Source organism: Ruegeria sp. J8, from assembly GCF_056531925.1.
Map to the genome: position 1 here is coordinate 358280 of NZ_JBQFMR010000003.1, position 14933 is coordinate 373212.

The 14933-nt window shown below is 59.6% G+C and carries 16 protein-coding genes; 11 read left to right on the forward strand and 5 right to left on the reverse strand.

Going from position 1 to position 14933, the window contains the following annotated elements:
* Positions 1–129: 129 nt before the first annotated feature.
* Positions 130–1089: a hydroxymethylbilane synthase gene (hemC, locus tag ACR0L1_RS08395; protein ID WP_480858212.1), complete on the reverse strand. Its 960-nt coding sequence runs from the start codon at positions 1087–1089 to the stop codon at positions 130–132.
* A gap of 106 nt (positions 1090–1195) precedes the next feature.
* Between hemC and hemE the strand changes: the two genes are divergently transcribed.
* Positions 1196–2230, forward strand: coding sequence for a uroporphyrinogen decarboxylase (gene hemE, locus ACR0L1_RS08400; protein ID WP_480858214.1), 1035 nt, complete (start codon positions 1196–1198; stop codon positions 2228–2230).
* Between the two features lie 62 nt (positions 2231–2292).
* Here hemE and ACR0L1_RS08405 read toward each other — a convergent pair whose 3' ends face one another.
* Positions 2293–3402 (reverse strand): CaiB/BaiF CoA transferase family protein, encoded by a 1110-nt coding sequence (locus tag ACR0L1_RS08405; protein WP_480858216.1) that lies wholly within the window; start codon positions 3400–3402, stop codon positions 2293–2295.
* A 148-nt stretch (positions 3403–3550) separates the two neighbouring features.
* Here ACR0L1_RS08405 and ACR0L1_RS08410 point away from each other — a divergent pair, with 148 nt between their 5' ends.
* The 7 genes from ACR0L1_RS08410 to uvrC all read left to right on the forward strand — a co-directional run bounded on the left by ACR0L1_RS08410 (position 3551) and on the right by uvrC (position 10243).
* Positions 3551–4480, forward strand: coding sequence for an ABC transporter ATP-binding protein (locus ACR0L1_RS08410; RefSeq protein ID WP_480858218.1), 930 nt, complete (start codon positions 3551–3553; stop codon positions 4478–4480).
* Positions 4477–5238, forward strand: coding sequence for an ABC transporter permease (locus ACR0L1_RS08415; RefSeq protein WP_170772727.1), 762 nt, complete (start codon positions 4477–4479; stop codon positions 5236–5238). The genes ACR0L1_RS08410 and ACR0L1_RS08415 overlap by 4 nt, the downstream gene beginning before the upstream one ends.
* A gap of 113 nt (positions 5239–5351) precedes the next feature.
* Positions 5352–6149 (forward strand): S49 family peptidase, encoded by a 798-nt coding sequence (locus ACR0L1_RS08420; RefSeq protein ID WP_480504431.1) that lies wholly within the window; start codon positions 5352–5354, stop codon positions 6147–6149.
* Positions 6130–6321 (forward strand): hypothetical protein, encoded by a 192-nt coding sequence (locus tag ACR0L1_RS08425; protein WP_170789458.1) that lies wholly within the window; start codon positions 6130–6132, stop codon positions 6319–6321. Before ACR0L1_RS08420 ends, ACR0L1_RS08425 begins: the two co-directional genes overlap by 20 nt.
* Positions 6318–7280, forward strand: a complete 963-nt coding sequence (locus ACR0L1_RS08430) for a calcium/sodium antiporter (protein ID WP_170772722.1) — start codon at positions 6318–6320, stop codon at positions 7278–7280. The genes ACR0L1_RS08425 and ACR0L1_RS08430 overlap by 4 nt, the downstream gene beginning before the upstream one ends.
* Positions 7281–7298: 18 nt before the next feature.
* Positions 7299–8078, forward strand: coding sequence for an SDR family oxidoreductase (locus tag ACR0L1_RS08435; protein ID WP_170789637.1), 780 nt, complete (start codon positions 7299–7301; stop codon positions 8076–8078).
* Positions 8079–8368: 290 nt separating this feature from the next.
* Positions 8369–10243, forward strand: a complete 1875-nt coding sequence (gene uvrC, locus ACR0L1_RS08440) for an excinuclease ABC subunit UvrC (protein ID WP_480858221.1) — start codon at positions 8369–8371, stop codon at positions 10241–10243.
* Here the strand turns inward: uvrC and ACR0L1_RS08445 are convergent.
* Positions 10240–11124 (reverse strand): DMT family transporter, encoded by an 885-nt coding sequence (locus tag ACR0L1_RS08445; protein WP_480858223.1) that lies wholly within the window; start codon positions 11122–11124, stop codon positions 10240–10242. The two genes, uvrC and ACR0L1_RS08445, sit on opposite strands and share 4 nt — an antisense overlap.
* A gap of 171 nt (positions 11125–11295) precedes the next feature.
* On the opposite strand from ACR0L1_RS08445, the gene pgsA reads away from it, so the two are divergent.
* Genes pgsA through ACR0L1_RS08460 form a run of 3 tightly spaced genes read left to right on the forward strand, consistent with a single transcriptional unit; the run spans position 11296 to position 12661 of the window.
* Positions 11296–11964, forward strand: a complete 669-nt coding sequence (gene pgsA / locus ACR0L1_RS08450; RefSeq protein WP_170772715.1) for a CDP-diacylglycerol--glycerol-3-phosphate 3-phosphatidyltransferase — start codon at positions 11296–11298, stop codon at positions 11962–11964.
* A 3-nt stretch (positions 11965–11967) separates the two neighbouring features.
* Positions 11968–12213 carry a molybdopterin converting factor subunit 1 gene (gene moaD, locus ACR0L1_RS08455; RefSeq protein ID WP_170772714.1) on the forward strand — a complete coding sequence of 82 codons (246 nt, stop codon included), beginning with the start codon at positions 11968–11970 and terminating at the stop codon, positions 12211–12213.
* A gap of 1 nt (position 12214) precedes the next feature.
* Entirely contained in the window at positions 12215–12661 is a 447-nt protein-coding gene (locus ACR0L1_RS08460; protein WP_480858225.1) for a molybdenum cofactor biosynthesis protein MoaE, read from the forward strand.
* Between the two features lies 1 nt (position 12662).
* Here ACR0L1_RS08460 and ACR0L1_RS08465 read toward each other — a convergent pair whose 3' ends face one another.
* Together ACR0L1_RS08465 and ACR0L1_RS08470 are read right to left on the reverse strand one after the other, a co-directional pair.
* Positions 12663–12983: a hypothetical protein gene (locus ACR0L1_RS08465; RefSeq protein ID WP_170772712.1), complete on the reverse strand. Its 321-nt coding sequence runs from the start codon at positions 12981–12983 to the stop codon at positions 12663–12665.
* A gap of 1 nt (position 12984) precedes the next feature.
* Positions 12985–14883, reverse strand: coding sequence for an OmpA family protein (locus ACR0L1_RS08470; protein ID WP_480858227.1), 1899 nt, complete (start codon positions 14881–14883; stop codon positions 12985–12987).
* Positions 14884–14933: the final 50 nt, after the last annotated feature.

Below are 14933 nucleotides of genomic sequence, written 5' to 3' on the forward strand. Positions count from 1 at the left end.
TAAAATGGACAGACTTACAAAAAACTTCGACTTATTCGAGACCAACTCAACTTCTCAATCGGTGTGATCCCAATATGCGCGGATTTTTGCGCGCTGGCAGTGAACTAGATCACATACCGCTATTTTTTCTCAATTTTTCCAGTCGAAGAAACCAGGGCCAGCCCTTTGAAGCAGAGTACTTGCCATGGCGCGGCCCATTTCGGCCCCGTCCTCCACCGCGCCGGAGATCTCCTCGGCAATTGCCTCGGATCCATCGGGGCGCAGCACCTCGCCGCGCAGGCGCAATTGGCCGCCTTGTAGTTCGGCCAGACCCGCGATGGGCGTTTCGCAGGACCCGTCCAACGCCGCGAGCAGCGCGCGCTCGGCCGCCAGACGTTGTCCGGTTTCGGCGTGGTGGATCGCCTCAAGAATACACGCTGCGCGGGAATCGTCGCTGCGACGCTCGATACCGATCGTGCCTTGGGCGATGGCAGGCAGCATGTCCTCGGGCGCGATGGCGGTGGCGGGGACGTCCTCCATGTTCAGGCGGCGGATGCCGGCCATGGCCAGAAAGGTGCAATCAGCCACGCCGTCTGCCAGTTTTTTCAGTCGCGTTTGCACGTTGCCTCGGAATTCAACCACATTCAGGTCGGGGCGGCGGTTCAGCAATTGGGCCCGGCGGCGCAGGGACGAGGTACCGACGGTCGCACCCTGCGGCAGGTCGTGAATTGAATTCAAACTTGGCGAGATGAAGGCGTCGCGCACATCCTCGCGCGGAAGGAACGTGTCCAGCACCAGACCTGCGGGCTGTTCCACCGGCATGTCCTTGGTGGAATGCACCGCGATGTCGATATCGCCGCGCAGCATTGCCTCTTCGATTTCCTTGGTGAACAGCCCCTTGTTGCCGATCTCTTTCAACGGGCGGTCCGCGTCGATCATGGCGCGGTTGTCGCCGGTGGTCTTGATCACCACGATCTCGAACGCCTCTTCGGATAGATCAAATGCGGTGCCCAGCCTTTGGCGGGTCTCATGGGCTTGCGCCAGCGCCAGCGGCGATCCGCGTGTTCCGATCTTGAGCGGTGAGTCGGGGGAGGGCAGGGTCAGTGTCATGGCGCAAGCTTTAATCGCGTCACATTGCCCTGACAATGGGGGCAGAGCTTGACAAATTGCCACTGAGGGCCGACCCGTGGCGCAAACCGGATGATTGGGGGCAAAGATGGCCGAGACAAAGAAGATACTGCGCGCATTGGCAGGTGAAGTGCAGGATGTGCCGCCGATCTGGATGATGCGTCAGGCCGGGCGGTACCTGCCCGAATACCGCGCGACGCGGGCGCAGGCGGGGGATTTCCTGTCGCTGTGCTATAACCCCGAACTGGCGGCCGAGGTCACGTTGCAGCCGATCCGCCGCTATGGGTTCGATGCGGCGATTCTTTTTGCCGATATTCTTCTAGTGCCACAGGCGCTGGGCGCGGATTTGTGGTTTGTCACCGGTGAGGGGCCGCGCTTGTCGACCATCACCCAGCAGGCCGAGTTTGATGCGTTGAAACCCGTGGATGCGATTCATGAGACTTTGTCGCCGGTCTATGAAACCGTGCGTATCCTGTCGCGGGAATTGCCGTCCGAGACGACTTTGATCGGTTTTGCAGGCGCGCCCTGGACGGTGGCCACCTATATGATCGCCGGGCGCGGCACGCCGGACCAAGGCCCGGCCCATGCGCTGCGCGAGGGGAATGTGGCATTGTTCGAGGCGGTGCTCGAGCGGATCACGCTGGCGACGATCGAGTATCTCTCGGCCCAGATCGAGGCCGGGGCCGAGGTGGTCAAGATATTTGACAGTTGGGCCGGGTCACTGAAGGGCGAGGCATTCCAGAAATATGCGGTTGAGTCCTGCCGAGTGATCACACAGGCCATCAAGGAGCGCCATCCCGGTATTCCGGTCATCGGTTTCCCGCGCGAGGCCGGAGAGGGCTATGTTGGGTTTGCCAAGGCCACCGGCGTGGATTGTGTGGCGCTGGACAACTCGGTCGCGCCAGATTGGGCGGCGGCCAATGTGCAAGTGGATGGCTGCGTGCAGGGCAATCTGGCCTCGTCTCATATGGTGACGGGTGGGCAGGCTTTGGTGGATGAGACGCGAAAGATCGTAGAGGCGTTTTCCAAGGGACCGCATATTTTCAACCTTGGACATGGGATCACGCCGGATGCGGATCCCGAGAATGTTCAGTTGATGATTGATACGGTGCGCTCGCGGTAAGTTGGGAGGAAGGGGGCCAGCCCCCTTCTTGGCCTTTGGCCAATTCATCCCCCGGGATATTTTTAGCCAGATGAAGGGGCGGATTCGGGCTGTGTTTCGATCTCGGCGCGGATTTCGTCATTGTGTTCGCCGCGTTTGGGGCTGGGTCTAAGGCGCCAGTCATGGGTTGAAAACCGTGGTGCGGCCATGGCTTGCAGCGTGCCGTCTTGCGCCGTCCATGTTTGGCGGCTTTGGTTCATTGGATGGTCGAGCGCTTGTTCGGGACTGAGGACCGGGGCGACGCAGGCATCGGAGCCATGGAACAGGTGTGCCCAGTGATCGCGTGGGTGTTGGGCGAAAATGTCGGTCAGGCGATTGGTGAGCATTGGCCAGAGTTCCCTGTTGTATTGCTGTTGGAAATCCGGGTCGTCAGACAGGTTCAGTTTGCGCAAGAATTCGGCGTAGAATTTGGGCTCCAGGCATTGGACGGTGACGAATCCTGCGTCCGAGCACGCGTATGTGCGGCTCCAATGTGGGCCGTCCAGCAGGCTTTGCCCCCGCGTGTCATGCAGGTTGCCGGTCTGCCGCAAGCTCATGAGCAGGTTCATCATATGGGCCGAGCCGTCGTAGATGGCGGCGTCAACGACCGTGCCTTGCCCGGTTTTCTGCGCATTCAACAGCCCGGCCAGAAGACCCGCTACCAGATACATGGCGCCGCCGCCGATATCGCCCACAAGGGTGGCTGGTGTTTGCGGTGCGTCGCCGGGGGAGGATGCATACCAGAGCGCGCCGGACAGGGCGATGTAGTTCAGGTCGTGTCCGGCCGCCTGCGCTAGAGGGCTGTTCTGGCCCCAGCCGGTCATGCGACCATAGACCAGCGTCGGGTTCGCCTCATGGCACGGGGCGGGGCCGAGGCCCAGCTTCTCCATCACACCGGGGCGGAAGCCTTCGATCAGGGCATCGGCCGTGGCAATCAGGCGTTTGGCGGTGCTCAGGTCGTTGGGGTCCTTTAAGTCCAGCGCAATGGATCGCTTGCCTCGATCCAAAAGCGATTGTTCGGGCATACCTGGCGTTACTGCGCCGCCTTTGCGGTGGATGGTGATGACGTCGGCGCCCAGATCGGCCAGAAGCATTGCGGCGAAAGGGGCGGGGCCGAGTCCTTCGATTTCGATGATGCGTGTTCCGGTCAGCATGGTGTTTTCCCTTTCAGGGCAGGGTTTCCGGGGCTGGGCAGAATTGCAAGGCGGATTTTGAGCGGGCAGGGTTGTACCTCGCTTGTGAAATGGCTCTGTTCTGTTCCGGCGCAGCGCGATACTGTCCCTGCCAGAACGGGGAATATGTATGACACCAATTCTGTCGATCCGGGATTTGCGGAAATCCTATGCCGGAGGTTTTGAGGCGCTGAAAGGCGTGTCACTGGATATCGAGCAGGGCGAGATTCTGGCGTTGTTGGGCCCCAACGGGGCCGGTAAGACGACGCTGATCTCCACCGTCTGTGGAATCACCACTCCAACCTCGGGCAGTGTGACGGTTGGCGGTCACGACATTCAAACGGATTTCCGCGCCGCGCGTCGGATGATTGGCCTTGTACCGCAAGAGATCGCGCTGGAGCCGTTTGAAAAGGTTTGGAACACCGTGCGGTTTTCGCGCGGGCTGTTTGGCTATGGCACCGACAATGCCCGGATTGAGGAAATTCTGCGCAAGCTGTCGCTGTGGGACAAACGTAAAAGCGCCATCAAGGAATTATCGGGCGGTATGAAACGCCGGGTGCTGATCGCCAAGGCGCTGGCCCACGAGCCGCGCTTGCTGTTTCTGGACGAACCCACCGCAGGCGTCGATGTCGAGCTGCGCAAAGACATGTGGGAGATCGTGGCCGAGTTGAAGCAAGCGGGTGTGACAATCATCCTGACTACCCATTACATTGAAGAGGCTGAGGCCATTGCCGACCGCGTCGGTGTAATTGACAAGGGCGAGCTTCTGCTGGTGCAGGACAAGGCAACCTTGATGGCTCAGATGGGCAAGAAACAGATCGAGGTGATGCTGACCGCACCCATTGAGGCCATCCCAGATTGTCTGGCCGCGCATAACCTGACGCTGAATGGCAATGGGGACTCGCTGGTCTATACCTATGATACCAATGCCGACCGTACCGGGATCACTACCTTGTTGAACGACGTGGCCGAGGCGGGGTTGGTGTTACGTGACGTGCAGACCCGGCAATCGAGCCTGGAAGAGATTTTCGTCAATCTTGTGTCAGGAGATCCTGCATGAACTGGACCGCCATCGCCGCCATCTACCGGTTCGAAATGGCCCGGTTTTTCCGCACTCTGGCGCAGAGTTTTCTGTCACCGGTCCTGTCGACCTCGTTGTATTTCGTGGTTTTCGGCACCGCCATCGGCAGTCGTATTCAAGAGGTCGAGGGCGTGTCCTACGGGGCGTTCATCGTGCCGGGGCTGATCATGCTGTCAGTGGTGATGCTTTGTATATCGAACGCGTCATTCGGCATCTACTTCCCCAAATTCCTTGGCACGATTTATGAGCTGCTCTCGGCCCCGGTGAATTTCATCGAGATCGTGATCGGATATGTGGGAGCGGCTGCAACCAAGGCGTTGTTCGTGGGTGTGGTGATTTTGATCACCGCGACGTTCTTTGTGGACTTACGGATCGAACACCCGCTGGCCATGGTGGCCTTTTTGGTGCTGACCTGCCTTAGTTTCTCGCTCTTGGGGTTCATCATCGGCATCTGGGCCAGTAACTTCGAGCAGATGTCGCTGGTGCCGCAACTGGTGGTCACGCCGCTGATCTTTCTGGGAGGGACGTTCTATTCGATCTCGATGCTGCCGCCGGTGTGGCAAACGATCACGTTGTTTAATCCGGTGGTCTATCTGATCTCGGGGTTCAGGTGGTCGTTCTACGGTTTGGCTGACGTTCCGATCGTGTTCAGTCTGCTGGCCATTCTTGCCTTCACAGGTATTTGCCTTGGCATCATTTGGTGGATTTTCAAAACCGGTTGGCGCATCCGGAGTTAGCCAATGATCGACGTTGCATTTTTGCCCATCGACGCCGAGAAATGTGACCCTCCCGCATCCAAGGTTCAAACCGTCCCTTGTTTACCGGTGGGCCGCACTCTACATCGGCTCCCATGAAACTGCGCCTGCCCTTCGTCAAAAAACAACCCTGTGTGGCCGTTATTCGCCTGTCTGGCGCCATCGGAATGACGGGGCGCGGCTCGATGTCCGATACATCGCTAGCGCCAGTTCTTGAGAAAGCGTTTCGAAAAGGCAAACCAGCCGCCGTCGCGCTTGAGGTCAATTCGCCCGGTGGATCGCCCGTTCAAAGCTCACTGATCGGGGCGCGGATTCGGCGATTATCTGAGGAATTGAACGTTCCTGTCATAGCGTTTGTCGAAGATGTCGCCGCCTCGGGTGGGTATTGGCTGGCGGCAGCTGCAGATGAAATTTATGCCGACGACAGTTCGGTGCTGGGCTCGATTGGCGTGATTTCATCCGGTTTTGGCGCGCATGTGCTGCTGAAACGGCAGGGGATCGAACGGCGGGTTCATACAGCCGGAGCGTCGAAGTCCATGCTCGACCCGTTCTCGCCCGAAAAGAAAGAAGATGTGGCTCGTCTAGAACGTCTGTTAGGCGACATTCACGAAAATTTCATCACCCATGTGAAAACCCGGCGGGAAGGGAAGCTGGACGAAAGTCAGGACCTGTTTACTGGCGAAATCTGGCTGGCGCGGCGGGCACAGGAATTGGGTCTGATCGACGGCATTGCGCATCTGAAACCCAAGATGCAGGAGCGGTTCGGCGACAAGGTCAAATTCCGCCGCTATGGCCTGCGCAAGCCGCTATTGTCGCGGGTTGGTGCGTCGGTGGCGCAAGACGCGATTGCAGGGCTTGAGGAGCGCGCGGCCTATGCGCGTTTTGGTCTGTGACGTGATCATCAAGATTGTCACACTCTTCCTGATTGCCATGGGCGTGCTGGCCATGTTCGGCAAGCTGCGCTTTCCGGGTCAAAAGAGGCTGCAATCATCCCGGTGTCCGCGCTGCGGGCGGTTCAGGATCGGCAAAGGCCCCTGCGCCTGCGAAAAAGGAGGCCGTACATGACGGCATGGCTGCTTTCGGGGCTCGGGCTGCTGATCCTGCTGCTGGCGGGTGATGCGCTTGTGCGTGGGGCCGTGAACCTCAGCCTGCGCTTGGGCGTGCCTGCTCTGATCGTCAGCCTGACCATTGTGGCTTTTGGCACTTCGGCGCCTGAATTGTTGATTGCGATCAGCGCGATTCAGGAAAACGCACCGGGGATCGCGCTTGGCAATGTGGTCGGGTCAAACACGGCCAATATCCTGTTGGTGCTGGGCCTGCCTGCGCTGCTGGCCACGTTGCACACCAGCGAATGTGACAGCCGCAAGAACTATGTCTTCATGATCATGGCAACGGTGCTGTTCATCGGGTTGGCCTTTTGCGGCGTGTTCAACTTGCTCAGCGGGGCCATCCTGTTGACGGCGCTGGCTTTAGTCTTGTGGAACGCGTTCCGCGAGGCGCATGCACACCGCAAAGCCTGTGGTGACGCCTGCGCAGACGATGATGATCTGGACGGCCTGGAAGAGGCTGATCCGAATATGCCCTATTGGAAAATCTCGATCTATCTTGTGCTGGGTCTGATCGGATTGCCGATGGGTGCGCATCTGCTGGTCGACAACGCGACGGTCATTGCCCGCACCTATGGGGTCAGCGAAACGGTGATCGGGTTGACGCTGGTGGCGGTCGGGACGTCTCTGCCCGAACTGGCGACGACCGTGATGGCGGCGCTGCGCCGTCAGGCGGATGTTGCTTTGGGGAACGTCATCGGGTCGAACATGTTCAACCTGCTGGCCATTGTGGGGATTGCCACGCTTGTCGGGCGCATCCCGGTCGATCCCGAATTCTTGCATTTCGATTTGTGGGTGATGCTGGCGGCCTCGCTGCTGCTGATCCCCTTCGTCTTTTTCAAGAAAGATATCACCCGCGGGTGGGGCCTGTTGTTGACCCTGCTGTATGTGGTCTACATCGTCACATTGCTGGCCTAACCTGACGGAGACCCAATCATGACTCGTGCCCTCGTAACCGGAGCAGGCATTCGCCTTGGTCGGGCTATGGCCCTGTATCTGGCACAGCGCGGGTATGATGTGGCCATCCACTATGCGACCTCGGAACAACCAGCGCTGGATGTTGTGGCCAAGGCTCAAGCCATGGGCCGCAGCGCGATCGCCCTACAGGCCGATGTTCTGGATGAGACGCAGGTTCAGACCTTGTTGCCCCGCGCGGCTGAGGCGCTGGGTGGACCGATAACATGTCTGGTCAACAATGCTTCGATCTTTGAATATGACAACATTCAGACGGCCACTCGAACAAGCTGGGACCGCCACATGGACAGCAACCTTCGCGCGCCCTTCGTTCTGACGCAGGCCATGGCTGAACAAGGGTTGGAACCTGAAAAAGACGATGCAGGAGAACCGGTGGCGACCGGCCTGATCGTCAACATGGTGGATATGCGCGTGCGTAAGCTGACGCCCGAATTTATGTCCTACACTATCGCTAAGATGGGTCTCTGGGCGCTGACTCGTACCGCTGCGCAGGCGCTGACCCCGGCTATCCGCGTCAATGCGATTGGTCCCGGCCCGACGATGCAGGGACATCGTCAAAGCGCCGATCACTTTAGCGCGCAGCGAAGAAACACAGTGTTGGAACGCGGCGCAAACCCGTCTGATATCACCGCTGCGCTGGGCTATTTTCTGGATGCCCACGCCGTCACCGGACAGCTTTTATGCGTGGATGGCGGGCAGCATCTTGGTTGGCAAACACCGGATGTTTTGGGCGTTGAATAGGTAATTCTCAGATAAGTTTTGCACCGCTCTCATTTCTGTTACCAACGCGTTACAAAAATGTATTGTTTTTCATGCACTTGTCCTGTGTATGAAAAAATATCAATTAAAAACAAGAAGTTAGTCTACTGCCTATTTTTTGTGCAAATCAAGGAATCCTTAATGAATTAAGGGAAAATCGCGATACCCGGAAACTTATCTTCATACTTATCCACAGAAACCGTGGATTTGTTTTCTCTTGATCTGAGGCGCTCAAGATTGCAGCCATGGTGAGGGAATCATATTTCAGGCACATGACCGTCCAGAACGAATCGAACTCCGAAACCCAAAGCGTTGGATACGAATGTATACAGCGATATGTGAAAACGCTGGACAGCTCGCCCGGTGTGTACCGGATGTTGGATGCGGACAGTCGGGTTCTGTACGTGGGCAAGGCGCGAAACCTGAAGGCGCGGGTATCGAACTATACGCGGCCCGGACATTCGGGGCGGATCGAGAAGATGATCGCCGCGACGGTTTCGATGATGTTTCTGACCACGCGGACCGAGACCGAGGCGCTGCTGCTGGAGCAGAACCTGATCAAGCAGCTCAAGCCCAAGTACAATGTGCTGCTGCGCGACGATAAGAGTTTTCCGAACATTCTGGTCGCCAAGGATCATGGGTTTCCGCAGATCAAGAAACATCGTGGGGCGAAGAAAGAAAAGGGCGCCTATTTTGGCCCATTCGCCAGCGCCGGAGCGGTGAACCGGACGCTGAACCAGCTGCAAAAAGCGTTCCTGCTGCGTAACTGCTCGGATTCCATGTTCGACAGCCGGACGCGGCCCTGTCTGCTGTATCAGATTAAGCGCTGTTCTGGGCCGTGTGTTGGGTTGATCTCGGAAAGCGATTACGGCGAAAGCGTCAAGGATGCGGAACGGTTCTTGTCGGGCCGGTCAACCAAGGTGCAGGAAGAACTGGCCAAACAGATGATGGCCGCGTCCGAGGCGATGGAGTTCGAACGCGCCGCCAGCCTGCGCGACCGTATTCGCGCGCTGACGCAGGTGCAGACGTCCCAAGGCATCAACCCGCGCGGCGTGGCCGAGGCGGATGTGATCGGACTCTATATGGATAGTGGGCAGGCCTGTGTGCAGGTGTTCTTTATCCGGGCCAACCAGAACTGGGGCAACAAAGACTTTTTCCCTCGGGTCGGGGCGGATGTGTCACCTGCCGAGGTGATGGAGGCGTTTCTCGGTCAGTTCTACGACAACAAGGAACCGCCCCGTCAGTTGATCCTGTCAGATGCGATCGAGAATGCCGATCTGATGCAGGACGCGCTGTCGGAAAAAGCCGGACGCAAGGTTGAAATTCTTGTCCCTCAACGGGGCGAGAAACAAGAACTGGTCGCCGGAGCCCTGCGCAACGCACGCGAGTCACTGGCACGGCGCATGTCGGAAAGCGCCACGCAGGCCAAACTGTTACGTGGTGTGGCCGAGGCGTTTGATCTGGACACGCCACCCGAGCGGATCGAGGTCTACGATAACAGCCATATTCAGGGCACCAACGCGGTGGGCGGCATGATCGTGGCCGGTCCTGAGGGGTTCATGAAAAACGCCTATCGCAAGTTCAACATCCGGGGCGATGATCTGACCCCCGGCGACGATTTTGGCATGATGAAAGAGGTTCTGACTCGCCGTTTCACCCGCTTGCAAAAAGAAGACCCAGACCGAGACAAGGGTCATTGGCCCGACCTGCTGTTGATCGATGGCGGCGCGGGGCAGGTGAGTGCGGTGCATGAGATCATGGTCGAACATGGCGTCGAAGACATCCCGATGGTCGGTGTCGCCAAGGGTGTGGACCGCGACCACGGCAAAGAGGAATTCCACCGTATCGGCCAACGCGCCTTTGCGCTGAAGCGCAACGATCCGGTGCTGTATTTCATTCAACGCCTGCGGGATGAGGCGCACAGGTTCGCCATCGGCACCCATCGCGCCAAACGGGCCAAGGCGGTTGGGGCGACGCCTCTGGATGAAATCCCCGGCGTGGGCGCGGCGCGCAAACGCGCTTTGCTGACCCATTTCGGCAGCGCCAAGGCGGTCAGCCGGGCCAATCTGGCGGATCTGAAAGCGGTGGACGGGATCTCAGCCGGGTTGGCGCAGAAGGTCTATGATTTCTTCCACGACAAGGGCTAGGCCCGCCGCCCGCGCCACAGGATATACAGCCCCGAGGCCACGATCAGCGCCGACCCGATCCACATGGTCTGGTCCAGCCGCTCACCAAACATGACCACACCCAACCCGATGCCGAACAGCAGTCGGGAATAGCGGAAAGGCGTGACGGATGAGACCTCACCCGTGCGCATTGCCTTCATCAGCGAGGCATAGGCCATGACGCCCATCACGATTGCACCGGCCATGTGCAGGCTGACTTGCGTGCTTAGGGGCTGCATCGGTGTGCCCTCCCAGAACCGATAGGCCAGCCCGGCGACGATGATGCAGAGGAAACCGTAGAACCCCAGCACCTCGGTCCCCAGTGACGCGGGCGCGGCGCGGCTGGCCAGATCGCGGCCTGCGAACCCCAACATTCCCAGCACCGCAAGGATGGACAGGGCCGAGAAGCTGTCTCCGGTTGGTTGGATGATGATGACGACGCCGACAAGGCCGAACAGAATGGCGCTCCACCTGCGCCAGCCGACGGTTTCGCCAAAGACCAGAGCAGCGCCCGCAACAACGACCAGAGGCGTGGCCTGCAATATCACCGTAGCCGAGGATAGTGGCGTCAGTGCGATGGCCAACACATAGAACAACCGTCCGAGTATTTCGAACACCACGCGCACTTTCATTGGGCGCGACAACACATCCGGCTGAAACAGTCGCGTGCCGCGCAGCAGGGCCACCACCGCATAGATCACCGCGCCGCCTGCGCCGAACAGCACCAGCACCTGCCAGATCGGAATTGCTGCCGAGGCGGCCTTGATCAGCGCGTCCTCAAGCGCGAACAGAGCCATCGCAGCGATCATCCATGCACTGCCGATCAGGTTCGATCGTGGGTCGGTTTGAATGTGGGTTGTCATGTTTCGCTCTGTCTGAACCAGTCGCCAATCTGGCCGCAAACACTGTGCGCGCCAAGTCGCGGAAACGGGGTTGCGACCCTTTGACCGCAATCACTGCAACCGCCTGTGATCGGGGCAGATTTTCAACGGGCCATCTTTCATGTCCTGAACCGGCGATGTAAAGTTTTAACCATGAAGTGGAACCTGCCCAATATCCTGACCGTGCTTCGCCTATTGGCGGCGCCAGGTCTGGCCGTGATGTTTTTGTATTTCACCCGGCCCTATGCCGATTGGTTTGCCCTGATCCTGTTCATGTCCGCCGCCATCACCGACTGGTTCGATGGCTACTTGGCCCGTGCTTGGAAGCAGGAAACAAAGATTGGCGCGATGCTGGATCCGATTGCCGACAAAGCGATGGTGGTGATCGCGCTGATGATCCTTGTGGGCTATTCGACAGAACACTGGACGCCTTGGCTGGTTTTGCCCGCTACCGTGATCCTGTTCCGCGAGGTTTTTGTCTCGGGCCTGCGGGAGTATCTGGGCGATGTAGCCGGAACTTTGAAAGTGACCAAGTTGGCCAAGTGGAAGACCACGGCGCAGATGGTGGCGATTGCCATCCTGTTCTCGCAGGGGATATTCGAGCACTATTTCGTCATGGCCACTTTCGGCATGGACCCCACGATCATAGATCAGGTCCTGACTGGCGAGGTCGAGGACCACAACCACCTCCGCTGGCATTTGGAAGGCATGTTCTGGTCGGGCCGTATTGGGCTGTGGCTGCTGTGGATTGCTGCGACGCTGACATTGATCACGGGCTATGACTACCTACGTAAAGCCATGCCCCATCTGAAGGAGAGCTAAGCGATGGACGTGCTGTATTTCGCCTGGGTGCGCGAACGCATCGGCCTGCCCAAGGAAAAGGTCGAAACGCAGGCCGCGACGGTCAGCGATCTGGTCGCTGAACTCAGCGCGCGCGAAGACCGCTATGCTGCTGCCTTCGCTGATCTGTCGGCCCTGCGCGTGGCGCTGGATCAGGAACTGTCGGACTTTGACGCCCCGCTGTCGGGCGTGCGCGAGGTTGCGTTCTTTCCGCCCATGACAGGCGGCTGAGATGCGGATCGTCGTACAGGAAGCCCCGTTTGACATGGGGGCAGAAGCCAACGCCTTTGCTGCTGGGGATGATGCTTCCAACGGGGCCATCGTGACCTTTACCGGCGTTGTGCGCGACCTGGCCACGGGCGATCTGGACGTGATGGAGATCGAACACTACCCCGGCATGACCGAACGCGCCCTGACCAAGATCGCGACCGAGGCGCAATCGCGCTGGTCGCTGGGCGATGTGCTGGTGATCCACCGCCACGGAAGGCTGGCTCCAGGAGATCGGATCATGATGGTGGCCACCGCCTCGCCCCACCGCAAAGATGCGTTCGAGGCGGCCGAGTACCTGATGGACTACCTCAAATCCCGCGCGCCGTTCTGGAAGAAAGAGATCACCAACGCAGGCGCCGATTGGGTCGCCGCCAAGGACGAAGACGAAGACGCGCTGAGCCGGTGGTGACTTAATCCGCGTTGTTGATGCGTCCGCGCAGTTCCTCGGCCTCTTGCCGGGCGGCGCGTAGGCCTTCCATTGCGGCGGACAGCTCGGCCTCGGTCTGGGTCAGTTGATTGGTCAACTCGGCCTCGCGTTGCTGCAGATAGGTTATGGCCTGATCGCGGGTTTCCTCGGCCTCGTGCAGCTCTTGGCTCATGCGGTCCAGATCGGCCACGTCGCTTTGGCGCACGCGGGACAGACGGTGGGCCAGCCAATTGGCGAACCATCCCATACAGAACGCGCCGAACAGGATGATGGCCGTGGCGATGATGAATTCCAGTCTGTTCAACTTATTGGTCCCCCGCGCCGGTATCTGTGGCGTCTTCTGTCGGTTCGGCGTCCGTTTCCATTGCCTCAAGCCCGGTTTCCGTCGCAGCGACGGGTTCAGGACGGATCAGGCGAAACTCGATCCGGCGGTTTTCCTCGCGGCCTTCTTCGGTGTCATTATCGGAGATGGGTTGCGTTTCGCCATAGCCCACAGCGGTATAGCTTGAGGTTGGAACCCGGCGGCCGCGCAACTCGTTCAGGATGGATTGCGCCCGTGCCTGGCTGAGCTGCTGGTTCATTTCCTCGCGGCCCTGGCTGTCGGTATGGCCCTGAATCTCCATCCGGATTGGGCCGCAGTCCCGCAGGATTTCGGCGATCTGGTTGACCGTATCACGCGAGTCAGCGGCGACAGTGGCAGACCCAGGTTCAAAGGCGATTTTGCTGGAGGACTGGACCTGCGCGATCTGTTCTTCGCACTGTTCGGGGTCAGGAAGTGTGTCCTCGGGTTCGGGTGGGGCCTGATAGGTGATCGACAGGTTAAATTCCTGGGCGTCGCCCAACTTGTCCGACAAAAGGCTGGTGATCCCGGCCCGTGTGTCGGGGTCATGGGTGACGCCGCTCAGGGCGACGTCATCAGGTGTCACCGTCAGAACGCCGTTGTGTAGTTGCGCCAATGCTTCCAGCCCAGCCAGCACGCGCACGGGCCAGTCGGCAGGCAGGTCCGGTGCGATCCTTGTGGCGGTATAAACCTGTTCCGAGCCAAAGGCCGCGCGGGCAAAGCTGTCGACCATGTCGCGCAGGGTTTCGTCACCCAGACGTCCGCGCATCTGGACCAAACCTTCGGGGCTGCGCGTGGCCGAGAACTCGGGCGGGCCAGCAGGGGCGTCTTCTTCGGGTTCGGGCAGCACGGCATGCAGGGCAAAGACGTCGGGAAGGGCTGTCTCAAGCTCGCCTACTACCCGATCAAAAGTGCCTGGGTCTGTGCCCATTGCGGCCACAAGCGTGATGTCTGCGTCGGACATGGTGACAGACCCCTGACCGATCTGTGCCAGCGCCCGAATGCTGAGAATCGCTGCTTCGGACCACCGAGGAGACGGCTCACCCAGTCCGATCGTACAACTATAGGGCCCAGTCATGCCGGTTTCCTGCGCGGCGGCGATGATGGTGGTACGGGCATCTTCATCCTGCGCCGAGCAGGCATCGAACTGACCACCCTCGGCTCCGATCAAATAGCGCAGGGTAAAGGGCGTGATCACCGGGCGCGGGGCCGAGATTGCAAGCCCTATCCGCAAGCTGGGTGGGGCTGCGCGCGTCAGCTCTTGTTCCAGCCGCTCTTTTTCATGGCGACTATCCGCGATGGCGGTGATCTTGACCAGCCCCGGACTGGCCGAGATCTTGGCACGGGGCAGGCGGACCAGCGCTTCGATGGCAAAATCCAGCGCGTCGTCCCAACCTTTAGGGGTGGGATAGTCGGCCGTTTCCATCAGGTCCGATACGTTGTCGGCATCCAGGCGGCGCAACCGCTCGATCAGCGCATCGCGATCTTGGGTGGCGGGGATTAGGCCGATAACCGAGATGCCACTGTCATTGCGCAAAATCTCGGCCGAGAATTTCGGTGGGGCCAGCTGCGTTGTCGGCGCCACCTCCATGTCATCAATGACGCGCGAGGTATCAACCTCGGTCCCGGCGGCGGTCAGGGCGCTGAACCGGGTGGCCTCGTCCTGCGCGGTACCGGTCAGCACCACGCGCAACCCGTCCGATTCGACCTCGGCCCAGTCATGGCCTTTCAGGTCCAGCCCGCGGCGGACGGCAAATTCCGATGCTTCCTCGACCGCGGTCACCGCATAGCTAGCGGCCAGCAGGGACAACCCGGCCGAAACGAGGAAAATCAGGGCAGCAGCTAAGAAATAGGGCAGGCGCATGTGCGGGCAGACGACTCCTCGGGTGGTTGGGGGGACTCTTACAGAGCCCC

What these genes read in the sequence shown, in the direction of transcription:
- uvrC (WP_480858221.1), top strand. Translation starts at nt 8,369, where the DNA reads ATGACCGTCCAGAACGAATCGAACTCCGAAACCCAAAGCGTTGGATAC.
- ACR0L1_RS08470 (WP_480858227.1), bottom strand. Translation starts at nt 14,883, where the DNA reads ATGCGCCTGCCCTATTTCTTAGCTGCTGCCCTGATTTTCCTCGTTTCG.
- ACR0L1_RS08430 (WP_170772722.1), top strand. Translation starts at nt 6,318, where the DNA reads ATGACGGCATGGCTGCTTTCGGGGCTCGGGCTGCTGATCCTGCTGCTG.
- moaD (WP_170772714.1), top strand. Translation starts at nt 11,968, where the DNA reads ATGGACGTGCTGTATTTCGCCTGGGTGCGCGAACGCATCGGCCTGCCC.
- hemE (WP_480858214.1), top strand. Translation starts at nt 1,196, where the DNA reads ATGGCCGAGACAAAGAAGATACTGCGCGCATTGGCAGGTGAAGTGCAG.
- ACR0L1_RS08420 (WP_480504431.1), top strand. Translation starts at nt 5,352, where the DNA reads ATGAAACTGCGCCTGCCCTTCGTCAAAAAACAACCCTGTGTGGCCGTT.
- ACR0L1_RS08405 (WP_480858216.1), bottom strand. Translation starts at nt 3,402, where the DNA reads ATGCTGACCGGAACACGCATCATCGAAATCGAAGGACTCGGCCCCGCC.
- ACR0L1_RS08460 (WP_480858225.1), top strand. Translation starts at nt 12,215, where the DNA reads ATGCGGATCGTCGTACAGGAAGCCCCGTTTGACATGGGGGCAGAAGCC.
- hemC (WP_480858212.1), bottom strand. Translation starts at nt 1,089, where the DNA reads ATGACACTGACCCTGCCCTCCCCCGACTCACCGCTCAAGATCGGAACA.
- ACR0L1_RS08410 (WP_480858218.1), top strand. Translation starts at nt 3,551, where the DNA reads ATGACACCAATTCTGTCGATCCGGGATTTGCGGAAATCCTATGCCGGA.
- ACR0L1_RS08425 (WP_170789458.1), top strand. Translation starts at nt 6,130, where the DNA reads ATGCGCGTTTTGGTCTGTGACGTGATCATCAAGATTGTCACACTCTTC.
- ACR0L1_RS08415 (WP_170772727.1), top strand. Translation starts at nt 4,477, where the DNA reads ATGAACTGGACCGCCATCGCCGCCATCTACCGGTTCGAAATGGCCCGG.
- ACR0L1_RS08435 (WP_170789637.1), top strand. Translation starts at nt 7,299, where the DNA reads ATGACTCGTGCCCTCGTAACCGGAGCAGGCATTCGCCTTGGTCGGGCT.
- pgsA (WP_170772715.1), top strand. Translation starts at nt 11,296, where the DNA reads ATGAAGTGGAACCTGCCCAATATCCTGACCGTGCTTCGCCTATTGGCG.
- ACR0L1_RS08445 (WP_480858223.1), bottom strand. Translation starts at nt 11,124, where the DNA reads ATGACAACCCACATTCAAACCGACCCACGATCGAACCTGATCGGCAGT.